General features: G+C 60.9%; 12 protein-coding genes. 6 read left to right on the forward strand and 6 right to left on the reverse strand.

The window, feature by feature from the left end; genetic code table 11:
- Positions 1-138 precede the first annotated feature (138 nt).
- The gene (locus tag HMPREF2935_RS07560) at positions 139-624 is read left to right on the forward strand and encodes a ferritin (protein ID WP_070433350.1); all 486 of its coding nucleotides are present in this window, start codon (positions 139-141) and stop codon (positions 622-624) included.
- On the opposite strand, the gene HMPREF2935_RS07565 is transcribed toward HMPREF2935_RS07560, so the two are convergent.
- Positions 621-1,682 (reverse strand): ROK family protein, encoded by a 1,062-nt coding sequence (locus tag HMPREF2935_RS07565; protein ID WP_070732647.1) that lies wholly within the window; start codon positions 1,680-1,682, stop codon positions 621-623. The two genes, HMPREF2935_RS07560 and HMPREF2935_RS07565, sit on opposite strands and share 4 nt — an antisense overlap.
- 96 nt (positions 1,683-1,778) lie before the next feature.
- On the opposite strand from HMPREF2935_RS07565, the gene HMPREF2935_RS07570 reads away from it, so the two are divergent.
- Complete coding sequence (locus HMPREF2935_RS07570; RefSeq protein WP_070732649.1) at positions 1,779-2,348, forward strand: LOG family protein; 570 nt, start codon at positions 1,779-1,781, stop codon at positions 2,346-2,348.
- 69 nt (positions 2,349-2,417) lie between these two features.
- Positions 2,418-4,079 carry a DUF885 domain-containing protein gene (locus tag HMPREF2935_RS07575; protein ID WP_061919945.1) on the forward strand — a complete coding sequence of 554 codons (1,662 nt, stop codon included), beginning with the start codon at positions 2,418-2,420 and terminating at the stop codon, positions 4,077-4,079.
- A gap of 50 nt (positions 4,080-4,129) precedes the next feature.
- On the opposite strand, the gene HMPREF2935_RS07580 is transcribed toward HMPREF2935_RS07575, so the two are convergent.
- On the reverse strand, positions 4,130-5,182 hold the full coding sequence (locus HMPREF2935_RS07580) for an AbrB family transcriptional regulator (RefSeq protein ID WP_246817803.1): 1,053 nt from the start codon (positions 5,180-5,182) through the stop codon (positions 4,130-4,132).
- Between the two features lie 22 nt (positions 5,183-5,204).
- Between HMPREF2935_RS07580 and HMPREF2935_RS07585 the strand changes: the two genes are divergently transcribed.
- The gene (locus HMPREF2935_RS07585) at positions 5,205-5,999 is read left to right on the forward strand and encodes a TSUP family transporter (protein WP_083313203.1); all 795 of its coding nucleotides are present in this window, start codon (positions 5,205-5,207) and stop codon (positions 5,997-5,999) included.
- Here HMPREF2935_RS07585 and HMPREF2935_RS07590 read toward each other — a convergent pair.
- Positions 5,983-8,217: an ATP-dependent RNA helicase gene (locus tag HMPREF2935_RS07590; RefSeq protein ID WP_070732652.1), complete on the reverse strand. Its 2,235-nt coding sequence runs from the start codon at positions 8,215-8,217 to the stop codon at positions 5,983-5,985. The genes HMPREF2935_RS07585 and HMPREF2935_RS07590 overlap by 17 nt on opposite strands.
- Positions 8,218-8,850 (reverse strand): sugar O-acetyltransferase, encoded by a 633-nt coding sequence (locus HMPREF2935_RS07595; RefSeq protein ID WP_070732654.1) that lies wholly within the window; start codon positions 8,848-8,850, stop codon positions 8,218-8,220.
- 67 nt (positions 8,851-8,917) lie between these two features.
- Here HMPREF2935_RS07595 and HMPREF2935_RS07600 point away from each other — a divergent pair, with 67 nt between their 5' ends.
- Both HMPREF2935_RS07600 and HMPREF2935_RS07605 read left to right on the forward strand, forming a co-directional pair.
- A complete protein-coding gene (locus HMPREF2935_RS07600; protein WP_070732686.1) occupies positions 8,918-9,607 on the forward strand; it encodes an alpha-ketoglutarate-dependent dioxygenase AlkB family protein in 690 nt (229 codons plus the stop codon).
- A gap of 31 nt (positions 9,608-9,638) precedes the next feature.
- Positions 9,639-10,184, forward strand: a complete 546-nt coding sequence (locus HMPREF2935_RS07605; protein ID WP_061919953.1) for an NADPH-dependent FMN reductase — start codon at positions 9,639-9,641, stop codon at positions 10,182-10,184.
- Between the two features lie 126 nt (positions 10,185-10,310).
- On the opposite strand, the gene HMPREF2935_RS07610 is transcribed toward HMPREF2935_RS07605, so the two are convergent.
- Entirely contained in the window at positions 10,311-11,888 is a 1,578-nt protein-coding gene (locus HMPREF2935_RS07610; protein WP_070732656.1) for an aldehyde dehydrogenase family protein, read from the reverse strand.
- A gap of 45 nt (positions 11,889-11,933) precedes the next feature.
- The coding region (gene betT / locus HMPREF2935_RS07615) for a choline BCCT transporter BetT (RefSeq protein ID WP_070732659.1) at positions 11,934-14,015 on the reverse strand (2,082 nt) is incomplete at its 5' end.

Consider the following 14,015-nt stretch of genomic DNA (forward strand, 5'->3'; position numbering starts at 1 on the left):
TTGACCGGCATGTTTGCTAAAGCAAACCTTCCTAGCGCGACGGAAATAAATCTGTATTGTTGGTGTTGCACTTAATGAATCGCCCCGGTTTGATAGGCAATTGTACTTTCCGGGGTGTCTTAGAGAAAGGTTCCTGACATGGACGAGAAGCTGCAAACCCTCCTGAACAATCAGGTCAACAACGAGCACGGCGCTGCTCTTATTTACACCCAGCTGGCATACGAGATGGATAACCTCTCCTTCCCAGGTATGCGCGACTGGTTCTACGCGCAGGCAGAAGAGGAGCGCGCGCACGCGCAGAAGTTCGCGCAGCACCTGCTGGACCGCGGCTACCGCGTTGAGCTTTCTGACATCTCAGTTCCTTCCATCAAGGCAGCTACCCCGCTGGATGCTTTCGAGGCGGCTTTCGCACACGAGCAGAAGGTCTCCGAGCAGATTCGCGAGATCGCGCGCACCGCTGATGCGGCCGGCGATCTGGATTCCCGCTCCATGATCAACTGGTTCCTGGAGGAGCAGATCGAGGAGGAGTCCACCGTCAGCGAGATCGTCGACCAGATCAAGCTCGTGGGCAACGATGGCTCTGGCCTCCTGCGCATCGACGCAGAGCTTTCCTCCCGCGGCTAAGCCTTTAGCTCGAGCGGCACGCGCAGCAGGGGATCGAGCGCAATTGCGCGGGTAATCGCCCCCACGATCTCCTGATGCGAGGGGATGAGACGTAGCTGGGCGGACTTTCCGGCTTTTTCTCGTACGACTGCCGCGAAACGTTTCGGCGCAGCAGGGTCATCAAGGAATGCTCCACCGGCGAGCACAACGGTGGTGGGCTCATGTTCCTTGATGAGTTGTGCCGCGACAAGGCCTAGATGGCGAGCGCGTTCATCGAGGATTTCGCGGTGCGCGGAGGTATCGACGTTGTCTAGCTTTTTCTGCACGGCGGCGGTAGTTAAGGTTTCCTCTGGGTGGGGCACCTCTGCGATGGAAGGCAGGGGGATGATCTGGGAGACTTCGTCGCCAGTGGAAAGCGCGGCGCCGATCGAGTCATCCGCAAAAAGAACTAGAACTGGATCAGTATTTCCAAGTTCCGCGGCTTGGGTTTCGGAGCCCAAGATTGCGGGCACGGCGGAGGAAACCACAACGGGCACGCTGAACTGATAGCGCAGGCGCTCTGCGATGTCGACGTCGACCCAGCCCAGGTTTGCGGCGGTGACGCGGCCCGCGGCGTCGACAGTGCCGGAGGTGGTAATGCCCACGGAGACCAGTTTGCGGTCGAGGCCTGCGCTTAGGCGATGGACGCCGGCCATGATGTGCTCGATGAAGTCCTCCTCGCTCAGCTGCGCGACGGGGGTAGGTACGTCATCTTCGCGGATGGTGCGCCCGAGCGTGTCGTAGAAGCCGATGTGGGTCTGCGAGGTACCCACGGCAATTCCGGCCAGGATCCAGTCATTTTCGGCAACTTCGAGCGGAACCGTGGGGCGCCCGCGGCCTTGGGAACGGGTGAGATCGTTTCTTTCCTGGATGAGGCCCGCCTGGAGCAGTGCTGCGGTGGCGCGGGTGATGGTGGGCTGGGAAAGTCCTGTTGCCTCGACGAGCTCACTGCGCGTGATGATGGGGTTTAAACGCACGAGGTGAAGGCACTTAGCCGCTGGGGTGCGCGGGCGAGTGAACACGGGGCCAGGTTTGAGCATAATTAGAAGTATAGATTTTCTAGACCGTATTGTCTAGCAGGTATTCGCAAGATTAGACAACATTGTCTAAGGACTTCTTTCTATAGTGTGGTGTCCATGGATTCAATTGCGGTTTATTGCGGCTCGGCCACCGGTAACTCGGAAGCATATATCGAAGCAGCCCGTCAGCTGGGCGGGCAGCTGGCAGATCGTGGAATCAACTTGGTTTACGGCGGCGGCAACGTGGGGCTCATGGGCGTGGTAGCGGATGCATGTCTGGCAGGAGGCGGAACGGTCACCGGCGTGATCCCCGAACAGCTGGTGGACCTAGAGCTTTCACATCCTGGCCTGACCTCACTTGAAGTGGTGGAGACCATGGCGCAGCGCAAGACCCGCATGGAGGACTTGGCAGATGGCTACGTGTGTCTGCCGGGCGGCGTGGGCACCCTCGAAGAGCTCGCGGAGGTGCTGACCATGCAGCAACTAGGCCACGTCGACGGCCCCGTTGGCTTGGTGGACGTCGCCGGATTCTGGCGTCCTTTCGTGGACATGTACGCGGGCATGTCAGAGGCGGGCTTCGTGCAGCGCCGCTTTGTGGATGCGATCGTGCTTGAGCCAACGCCAGCGCAGGTTCTGGATGCCTTTGCGGGTTGGATTAATCCCGGGATGAAGTGGGATAACAAGTAGCTAACAAGCTGACAACGTTTGGCGCCTAGGTTGGCCCTAGGCTCCAGGTAAAGGATAGACTTCACCCTCATGAGTTCAGAGCCAAACCAGAGCCGCCATCCTTCCCTCTTGGACGCGGCCTGCGATAACTTTGTGCACGATCTTGCGGAGCTAAGCCCTACCGAAGCAACGGCGTGGGGCATCCCGGGATTCGAAGGCGAGCTGCAGGATTTCTCGCCGGAGTACTACGCGGCTATTGCTGACCGCACCCGTGACATGGTCGCTGACGTCGATGCTCTGGATGACACCACTGACGAGTCCGATGATGAAGATGACTTCGACGATGTGGATTACGTGACCGCAGCCGTCTTGCGCGATCGCCTTTGCCTAGAGCTGGACTTGCACCACCACGGCGAGGATATGCGCAGCCTCAACAACATCGCCTCCCCGGTGCAGACCATTCGCGATACTTTGCTGCTGATGCCGCAGGATACCCCTGAGCAGCTTGATGCCATTCGCTCGCGCCTGTCCAAGGTCGGTGGCGCACTAAGCGGATACAAGGATTCCTTGCAGGAGTCGGCGGCACATGGCCTGATTCCGCCGCATCGCCAGATCAACGAAGTCTTCGTCCAGTGTGAGCGGCTTGCCGACGCCGGTTCCATGTTGGAGGGCCTTGGCGTCGAGGGTACTGAGGTCGAGGCGGCAAAGAGCGCTTTTGGGCAGTTCGCTGATTGGCTCTCCAACGAACTACAGCCGCAGGCTTCCACCGAGGATGCGGTGGGCCGTGACCGCTATGAGCGGTTTTCCAAGCTTTTCGTCGGCGATACCGTCGATCTTGATGAGGCCTACGAGTGGGGCCTGGAGCGCGTCCAAGAAATCCGCGCTGAGCAAGAAAAGATCGCGCACGAGTTGTATGGCTCTGAGTGCACCGTGAAGGCCGCGATGCGCAACCTCAACCAAGAGGAGCGTTACGTGCTGGAGGGCACCGATGCGCTCGTGGAATGGATGCAGGGCACGGCGGAGAAAGTCATCAAGGATTTGGATGGCACCGAGTTCGACATTCCGGAGCAGATCCGCGATATCGAATGCTGCATCGATCCTGCCGGTACAGGCGGCATCTTTTATACCCCGCCTGCAGATGATTTCTCGCGTCCAGGCCGCATGTGGTGGTCAGTTCCGGCTGGCCAGGAGCGTTTCCACACCTGGCAGGAGCTGACCACGGTTCACCACGAGGGCGTGCCGGGCCATCATCTGCAGCTGGGTTCTGCGCTGGTCCAAGATGATCTCAACCTGTGGCGCCGTGCGGTGACCTGGAACTCGGGCCACGGCGAAGGCTGGGCGCTTTACGCTGAGGCGCTCATGGCGGAGCTGGGTTATATGGAGGATCCGGGATTCCGCATGGGGCTTCTTGACGCCCAACGCTTCCGCGCCGCCCGCGTTGTGGTGGACATCGGATTGCACTTGGGCAAGAAGCTGCCGGACTGCAGCAACTCTGGCAAGTGGGATAAGGCCCATGTGAAGACCTTCATGCGCGAAAACACCGCGATGGATGACGCGAACCTCAACTTTGAGGTCAACCGCTACCTGGGCTGGCCGGGGCAGGCGCCTTCCTATGCACTGGGCGAGCGCCTATGGCAGCAGACCAGGCAGGAGGCCGTGGAGCAGGGAATGAGCGTGCGGGACTTCCACTCCGAGGCCTTGGCGCTAGGATCTGTTCCTATGTCGATTCTGCGGCAGACCATCTTGAACTAAAGCCTGAGTTTTCAGTCTTAGCCATTTGATAGCAGCGGAGCGCTTGATGGTCACTTACTTTTGGCCATAAGGCGCAAAATATGGGGCAAATAGCCTGCGATAACGAGCACGAAGATGAGGCGGACGATCTGCACCGCGACCACTGCAGGTCCCGCGCCGCCTTCGGAAGATAGCGCAAGAACTGTCTCGAGCGCGCCGGGCGTGGTGGCGAGGTAGGCCTCGAAGTAGGAGATATCCAGCCAGGCCGTCAGCGGCCAGGCGGTAAGCGCGCAGACGCCGATGACGATAATGATGAAGGCGATTGTGGCCGGGAGCTGCTTGGCAAAGGAACGCAGCGCGGGGATGGACAGTCCGCCGCCGCAGACCCAACCGATGGACATGAATGCCATGATCTTGAAGATGGAGTGCGGCTCCAGTGTGTGCCCGGCGGGCAGGAATTGCGCGACGATGACGGTGAGGATGAGCGGGCCCAAGACGGCTGAGGCGGGCAGGTGCGCGAGCTTGCCTAGGCGCTCGCCGAGGACCGCAATAGCTACGGTCAGCGCAATGACCCACCAGGCGCCGCTATCGACGTGGACGGATGCATCCGTGCCACCGGATTCAGTGGTCATGAAGCTGACCATAAAAGGCAGGGAGACCGAAACCGCGAGCAGGCGCAGGTATTGGGTCAGTGCCACATAGCGGTAGTCGGCACCGAGCTCGCTGGCAAGCGCCGGCATGAGGGAGGCGCCGCCGGGCAGCATGGATAAGATGCCGGTTTCCCAGGAGATCTCTTTGGGCTGCGAGCGGTGCAGCAACATTCCGCCTGCCATGCCGACGATGACGGTGATGAGGGACATCGTGATGGCGGCGGGAAGAAAGCCAAGAAGTAGCGAGGCCGGTACCAGCGTGAGGGGGATGGCCGCCATGATGCCGATGAAGCCGCGGGCCACGGCGTAGAAGTGCTTGTTGACGGTGAGTTCTTGCCCGGTGATAAGCGCCATCGCACCGGAGACCACGATGGCTGCCAGGATCCAGGCGGCGGGCACGTGCAGGTAAGTAAAAAGCGCGCCGAGGGCCACAGACCCTGGCGCAATGATGGCCCACTGTGCACGAACAGACATGGCGTCGAGTTTAATAACACGCATGGAGTTGTTGGACCTGGGGTTTAGCGGTTGGGCATTGTTGACGTCAGGAGCTGCGGTAGCGGGATGGATCGATGCCGTCATTGGCGGCGGGGGACTCGTACTAATTCCGCTCATCATGGCGGTGGCGCCGCAACTCGCGCCGGCGACGGCGCTGGCCACGAATAAGGTTGCGGCGGTCTCGGGCACGGCTTCGGCTGCAGTGAAGATGGTGCGCAAGGTTCGGCCACCGGCGGGGGAGCTTATCCGTTTTGGGTTGGTGGCGCTGGGGTGCTCCGGCATCGGTGCGGGCGCTGCGGCGATGATTGATAAGGACGTGATGCGCCCGCTGATTATCGTGTTGATGGTGTGCGCTGGTGCCTTCGTGGCCTTTCGCCCCAGCTTTGGCACGAATGAAAGCGAAGGCATCCGTGGTGGATGGCGCACGTGGGCTGCGTTGGCAGCGGTGGCCTGCATCGCTTTCTATGACGGCATCTTTGGCCCCGGAACCGGCATGTTCCTCATCATGGCGTTTACGGGCATCTTCTCCCAGAACTTCCTCAAGTCAGCGGCGATGGCGAAGGTGGTCAACACCTGCACGAACGTCGGCGCGCTCTGCGTGTTCATCTTGGGAGGGCACGTCATTTGGGCGCTGGCCCTAGTCTTGGCCGTGGCTAACGTCATTGGCGCGCAGCTCGGTGCCCGCACCGTACTAGGCGGCGGCACCAAGCTGATTCGTTTTGCTCTGCTTACCCTCGTGGTGGTAATGAGCATCTACCTGGGCATCCAGCAGTGGGGGCCTACATCCGCTTCTTAGTCTTGGCGGTGGCAGGTGCGGTCCACGGATCCTCGGGCCACGGGTGCTTGGGGTAGCGCCCGCGCATATCGGCGCGCACGCCTTGGTAGGGCCCGGCCCAAAAGCTGGCCAGATCATCGGTGACGGCAAGCGGCCGGCCGGCAGGCGAGAGCAGGTGGAATTGCACGCGGTGGCCGCAATATACGGGGGATTCGGCCAAGCCAAAGCACTCTTGCAGCTTGATGGAGACCACGGGACGCTCGCCACTCCAGTCGATCTTTGCATCCCTGCCGGAAGGAACGGGTAGGCGCTCAGGTGCGAGTTCGTCGAGCTTGCTTGCCTCCGGCCAGGGCAGAAGGCGCTGCAGAGCAGGGTAGACGTCGATAGCGGAGGCAGGCGTGCCTTCTGCAATCTGGTGCAGCTCGGGGCCGAGCCACTCGGCGGGATTCGCCTGCTCCACGTCTGGCCACGGCGTGCCGTAGTTGCGGTAGAGGTGACGGAGGCGATCGCGCAGGTTCTGGGCTTTCTCGCTGAAAGAGAAAAGATCTAGACCCTGCTGGCGGATGCCGGCAGCAAGGGCTTCTTCGGCGGCGGCACCGGTGACGTTGATGGGGGTAGAACTTAGCTCGATCGCGCCGGCGCGGGTTACTTTGCGACCGCGGATTTTCCCGTCCTTTAAGGTCGCAGTTACTTCTTCAGTGGTGCCGATGGCTGCAAGCGCTGCCTCTTCGTCGATGCGGGTAAAGGCGCGGATGATGGCGTTGCCGGCGTTAGAAAGAGACACTTCCGCTACGGCCAGCCATGCGGCACCATTGTCCTCTAATAATCGGGCGCGGGTACCGCTGGCCAGAAGGTAGTCATCGCCCATTCTCTTTGCCACCTGATCGGGGAATGCGGCGGCGACAACGCGGCCGGGATCGATGTCGCCCTTATCCGGCACGAGGCGCGCGAGGCGCTGGACCTCGCGTTTGGCCGGAGTGATGCGGGTGATATCCCCGCGCGGGGAATCGCTCAGCGCCGCCACGGCTGGGGCAGCTTGGGAGCCGTATTTCAAAAGTGCAGCGCCGAGGCGTGGGTCGGTGGGCATGGTCGCGAGCTCCGGGGTGGCGCCAATCGCGGTGAGGGTGCGGTGGGCGTCGGCAAGCGCGCGTGCAGGTGGCTGATCCAGCAACGGGAAGTCCGGGCCGGCGCCCCAGCAATCTAGGAAAAGCGCGGCTTGGGTGAGGTCGGCGCTCAAGATCTCCGGGGTGATGTGCGGGGCAAAGTGCTGGTAATCCTCTTGGGAATAGCAACGGATGACGGTACCCGGGGCCTCACGGCCTGCACGTCCGGCGCGCTGATCCGCGCTCGACTTGGAGGTGGATACGGTAACCAGACCGGACATTCCGCGCTGGGCGTCGCGGCGCGGGGTGCGCGAGAGACCAGCGTCGACCACGGTGCGCACGCCGGGCACCGTCAGGGAGGATTCTGCGATGGATGTCGCGACAACGATGCGATCGGCATCCGTGTACAACGCAGCATCCTGCTCAGCCGTGCTCTGCCTACCGTGGAGCGGATAGGCCTCCGGCAGCATCTCGCAGACCAGTTCCACCTCGCGCACGCCGGGGACAAAGACCAGCGTGGAACCTGTATGTCCCATGGCTTGGCGGGCTACGTGGGAATAAAAATCGCGGTCGCCGGAAGCACGCCCAGGCGCCGGGCGATAGTGAATATCGAGGGGATGAGTGACCGCCTCGGTGACATCAACCGGGGCGTCCATAAGCTGCGAGAAACGCTGCGCATCAACGGTCGCGGACATGGCGACGACGCGGAAATCGTCGCGCAGCTGCGCCAATTCGAGACACATGCCAAGGACCAAGTCCGTGTCGAGCTGGCGTTCGTGAACCTCGTCGATGGCTACTGCGGCAACGCCGGTGAGCTCGGGATCTTTAAGGAGGCGGCGCAGCAGCACGCCCGGGGTGACGAACTCTACGTCCTGACCTTTGCGGGAATCACCGCGTACTGCGTAGCCGATCTGCTGGCCGGACAGCGCTTGGAGGCGGTTGGCTGCCGCGCGGACTGCGACGCGGCGTGGGGCAGTGACGATGACTTTGCCATCCATGTTTGCCAAGGCCGGCGGAACTAGCGTGGTCTTGCCGGTGCCAGGCGGGGCCTGCATCACTATGTTTCCGGTCTTGGGCAGGCTATCGATGGTTTCAGCAACGGGTAGGCCCGCGCCGATGCGTGCGAGATCGAACATCTACTCCAGCCCGAAGCCTTCCACTGGGCCTTCGAGATCTTCGCGCTCGAGGTTGTCTCCATTGAGCTTGCGCACCACGCGGCCGGGCGAGCCCAAAACCAGCGACTTGTCGGGGACATCGCGGGTGACTAAGGTGCCTGCACCGATGACGCAATCCTCACCGATGGTGACGCCCGGCATGACGGTGACGTTGGCCCCGAACCAGGTGTTGCGGCCCACGGTGATCGGTTTGGCAATCTCCCAACCGCCCTCGCGCATCTCGTGGTCATTGACCGGATGGCCCACGGTGATAAGGGAGCAATTGGGCCCAATCATCACGTGATCGGCGAGCGTGACCTTGGCCTGGGCCAAGATGGTGGCACCAAAATTGATGAAGACATGCTCACCTATGAAGAGGTTGCAACCGAACTCCACGTTGGCCGGCCCGAACCAGCCCGGCACATGGGATTCCTCCGGAAGCAGCTCCCGCAGAATTTCCCGTGCTTTGCCTTGATCGGTGTTACCTAACTCGTTGAACTGCTTGATCAAGCGGAAAGTACGAGCGTGCTCCGCGCGTACTTGTTCCGTCTGCCCCGGCAGGTGCCAGTGCCCGCCGGACATTTTTTCCCAGGTGCCGAATTGCTCGAGGTTCATGGGGATTTAGTCTAGTCGCGTGAAAGGGACGTCTTGTGCGCTGCGGACGGACATGTACTCTTGGGCCATGTTTTTCGACGTCTCTCGGCCCGCCGTCCAGGTCGCGCCGGGCGTGGCGCATCTGCCAGGATGGTTGTCCGTGAGCAGCCAAGAAGTGTTGGTTTCTGCTGTTCGTGAGGTGGCGCGGGCTTATGCGGGCACGCCGATGGCGATGTATCGCCCACGTTTGAAGTCGGGGCAGATGAGCGTGCATCAGCTGCATTTGGGCAGGTTCTGGCATTACGAGACCTATCGTTACGTGGACAATATTGAGGGGACTCGAGTGCCGCCGATGCTGGAATCGTTGCGGGAGCTGGCGTTTCTGGCACTGCGCGCGGCTGCCGAGGTCGCGTCCGAGTTAGCGCCGTGGGCTGAGAGCTTCGTTCCTGAGATGGCGTTGGTGAATTACTATCCACCGGGCTCGGGGATGGGCATGCACGTCGATGATTTCGAGGAATCCTTGGCGCCGGTGATTTCTCTATCCATTGGTGATGAAGCGCTGTTTCGGATGGGCAATACGGAAAACCGCAATAAGCCCTGGGATGACGTTCTGCTTGGTTCAGGGGATCTGATTGTCTTTGGCGGACCGAAGCGGCTGGCCTATCACGGTGTGGTGCGGGTTAATGACGCAACGTTGCCAGAAGGATGTGGTCTGCGGGAAGGGCGAATCAATATCACTATTCGTCAAGTTGACGCGCGTGCTAGTCTTTGTTGTTGACTAATCAACAAAATGAAAGAGGGTTATTCCCATGGCAAAGATTGGTATCGTTCTCGGCTCTACTCGCGACGATCGTGCAGGCGAGGCAATCGCAAACTGGGTTGGTGACTTGGCTAAAGGCCGCAACACCGGCGTTGAATACGAAGTAATTGATCTCAAGGCATTCAACGTTCCGATCATGACCACCTCCGTCATCCCGATGGCGGCGAACAAGAGCTACGACGACGCCAACGTTCAGGCTTGGTCCGATGCCATCGATTCTTGCGATGGCTACGTCTTTGTCACCCCTGAGTACAACCACTCCGTGCCGGGTCCGTTCAAGAACGCCTTCGATTCCTTGGGCGCCGAGTGGGTAAACAAGTCCATCGCTTTCGTGGGTTACAGCTTCTCCGGCGGCATTCGCGCAGTTGAGGCATGGCGCCTGGCAGTGGCTAACTTCTCCATGAAGCAGCTGCGCACTCAGGTAGAGGTCAACCTCATCACCGACATGAACGAGGGCGCCTTCGCGCCAGCTGACTTCAAGATCGGCCTCGTTGATAACATGCTGGCTGAGCTTGAGGATTCCATCGCGAGCTAGAAACCGATCCTTCCGCGGTCAATATCTCGCGGGAAGTCTGCGTGCTCGACGGTGCGCTGGGTGGCTTCGCTTCCAGCGCACCTTTACATCGACACGATGACCATCAAGCCATGTACGCAGAGTTAATTACTGCAAACCGAACTGGTCCCAAGCCGCAGGAGCCAGGTTCTGGTAGACGTGCTTGTGCTCCTGGTACTCGGCAAGGCCGGTCGGGCCGAGCTCGCGGCCGTTGCCGGACTGCTTGTAGCCGCCCCACTCGGCCTGCGGCAGGTATGGGTGGAAGTCATTGATCCAGATGGTGCCGTGGCGCATAGCGCGTGCCATGCGCTCAGCCTTGCCGGCGTCGCTAGTAAATACGGCGCCTGCCAGGCCGTACTCGGTGTCGTTCGCGGTAGCGATGGCTTCTTCTTCAGTGGTGAAGGTCTCCACGGTGACAACCGGGCCGAAGGCCTCGTCGTGGACGCATTCCATGTCCTTGGTGGCGCCATCGATGATGGTCGGCAGGTAGTACATGCCCTTGCCCAGGTCCGTGTTGCCGGTGCCGTGCTGGCCACTGGTGTCCTCACTGGTAGCGGCACGGCCGCCGGTGAGAATTTTTGCGCCCTGCTCGCGGGCCTTGTCCACGTAGGCGGCAACCTTCTCGCGGTGCTGCTCAGAAATTAGTGGGCCGGTCTCCGCCTTATCGTCGGTTGGGCCGCCGATCTTGATGTTGTTGGTGCGCGCCACCAGTGCCTCGATGAACTTATCGTGCAGGGATTCTTCCACGATGATGCGGGAGCCTGCGGAGCAGACCTGGCCGGAGTGGAAGAAAGCGCCGTTGAGGGCGTTATCTACAGCGACGTCGAAGTCCGCGTCGGCGAAGATGACGTTCGGGTTCTTGCCACCGAGTTCCAGCGCGGTGCGCTTGACGGTCTCCGCAGCGTTCTTTGCGATGATCTTGCCGGTGACCAGGCCGCCGGTGAAGGAGACCATATCGACGTCAGGATGCTGGGACAGTGGGTTGCCGCAGTTGGCACCGGCGCCGGTGATGAGGTTGCCTACGCCGTCTGGCAATCCGCATTCCTTGAGGGCGGCCATGAGCAGCATCGCGGTGTGCGGGGTGAGTTCCGCCTGTTTGAGGACGAAGGTATTGCCGGCGGCCAGGGCCGGGCCGACCTTCCAGGAGACCTGCAGTAGCGGGTAGTTCCACGGGGTAATCAGTCCGCAGACGCCAACGGGCTCGGCGTCGATGCGCGATCGCAGGTTGGGATCCTGCGGGTCGACTACGCGGCCGGCCTGGTGCTGGGCCAGGGTGCCGAAGTACTCAAAGGCGTTGGCGATGTCATCCATATCGCCCAAGGACTCTTCATAGCGCTTGCCGGTATCAGCGGACTCGGCGGAAGCGAAAAGTTCCTTGTGCTCGCGGATGAAATTGGCCACGCGGATGACCAGCTTGCCGCGCTCGGCGGCCGGGGTATTAGCCCACTCGCCCTTGTCGAAGGTTTCACGGGCAACCTTGATGGCGCGCTCGGTGTCCTCGTCGGATGCCTCGGAGACTAAACCGACGGTGGAACCATCGGCCGGGCAAACGATGGTGCGGGTGTCGCCGCTTTGGGCGGCTTCCCACTTACCGTTGATGAACAGGGACTTCGGGGCGCCATCAGCATGCACGCCCTTCAGCAGGTCGGTCTGGGTGGGGTCGAACAAAGTGTTCTGGGTGCTCAAGTGAAAAGCAACCTTTCTCTCATAGAGGTAGTTGTAGTGGCCAGCTTAGCTATCTTCGCGCCAGGTGCGCTCAGGCTCGGCGCCATCAGAGACATCGGAGTCACCCGGCTGGGTCTGCTGCATGTAGAGGAAGGCCAGGTGGCGCTCGTAGAGGTCCAGCACGTTATTGATGATTTGGTTCTCGGAATAGCCGTAGACGTCATAGCCCAGCGAACCGGTCATATCGTAGACCTCGAGGCGGTAGTACTCGTCGCCTTCGCCCGCGCTGAAATCGGGGCGCTCGGCCGCTACCGGGAAAAGCTGGTAGCGGAACATGCGCTCATTGTGCAGCTTTACTTCTAGGTCGAGCTGGGGCAGTTCGACGTCGGGAAGCTCACTGGTGAGCAAGATGGCGTCGTAACCGCGGGTACGCATGTGTGTTGCCACCTGCTGGAGGGCGTAGGTAGCGGTTTCGCGCAGGTAGGTATCCATCTCCTGCTTGGAAGGGAAGGTATTGGCCCGGTCGAGGCGGTTCTTCCAGAGGTCGGCATTGGCCGGTTCGCGCTCGGTACGGGAGGAAATCACTCCGTGCATAGCGGTGGTGCGGGCCTCGCGCTGGACGTTTTCTAGGCGCAGGGACTTCCACAGGGAGAACATAATGAGGTAGACCACGAAGGCGAAAGGCAGGCCCATGACCACGGTGGCGGACTGGACTGTGGTGATGCCATCGATCTGCAAAAGCGCCAGGGTTAGTGCGCCCACGGTGACGGACCAGAAGATGCGCATCCACTTCGGGCCGTCCTGGCGGCTATCCGTAATCTTCGAGGTGAAGTTGGACATCACCAGCGCACCAGAGTCGGCTGAGGTGATGTAGAGCAGCAGACCGATGAACGTGGTCAAGAAGATGACGATGGATGCGCCGGGGAACTCGGCCAGCATGTCGTAGAAGCCTTGCTCCGGTGTATTGATTGCGGCTTCGGCAAAGTCGGGGTATTCGCCGGAACGAACCATGTCCAAAGCGGTGTTGCCGAAGAAGGACATCCACATCAGGATGAACAGGAAGGGGAAGGTCAGCACGCCGAAGATGAACTGCCGCAGGGTGCGGCCGCGGGAAATACGGGCGAGGAACAGGCCGACGAAGGTAGCCCAGGCAATCCACCATGCCCAGAAGAAGAGGGTCCAGGACTGCATCCAAGTATCTACGTTGGCTTGGTCTTCGGCGAAGGCGAAGGTCTCCATGGTCCAAGATGGGAACTTCGAGACGTAGTCACCGATATTGGTCACGATGGCATCGAAGAGGTAGGCGGTCTTGCCAAAGACCACGACGTAGACCATCAGCGCGATGGCCAAATAGACGTTCAGCTCAGAGAGGAAGCGAATGCCCTTATCCACACCGGATACAGCCGACAGTGTGGCAATGGCCACCGCAATAATGATGAGAGCGGACTGCAGGCCAAGGCCCTGCTCGATGCCGAAGATGAGGTGGAAGCCGTAGGACAGCTGCACCACACCGATGCCCAGGGAGGCGGTCACACCGAAGACGGTGCCCAGCATGGCAGCGATATCGACTGCATCACCAACTGGGCCGTGTACGCGCTTGCCGATGAGCGGATACAGCGCGGAGCGGATAGCCAGTGGCATGTTGAGGCGGTAGGCAAAGTAGCCAAAGGCCATGCCCATCAGTGCATAAAGCGCCCAACCGGTGATGCCGTAGTGGAACATCGCCCACACCACGGCCTCCTTGGCGGCCTCCATGTTTTCGCCTTCCCCGACCGGTGGGGTGACGTACATGGTCACGGGTTCTGCGACGGCGAAGAACATGAGGTCCACGCCGATGCCGGCGGCAAAGAGCATGGACGCCCAGGAGAAGGTGTTGAATTTCGGCCGCGAGTGGTCCGGGCCGAGGCGGATATTGCCGGCATTGGAAAAGGCAATATAGAGCACGAAGACCACGGCGATGGTGGCGGTGAGGACATAGAACCAGCCGAGGTTGTGGCCGATCCAGCCGGTGACGCTGGCGAGGGTTTCCGCCGCGGAATCGCGGCCGAGCCCGGCATAGAGCGCCATGGCAATAATGAGGACGCCGGAGATGATAAATACCGGCCAGTTTGTCTTGGGAGCAGGGACCTGATCCGCGCCTACGGCATC

This window comes from Corynebacterium sp. HMSC076D02, assembly GCF_001813815.1.
In the GTDB taxonomy this organism is placed as follows: Bacteria; Actinomycetota; Actinomycetes; order Mycobacteriales; family Mycobacteriaceae; genus Corynebacterium; species Corynebacterium simulans.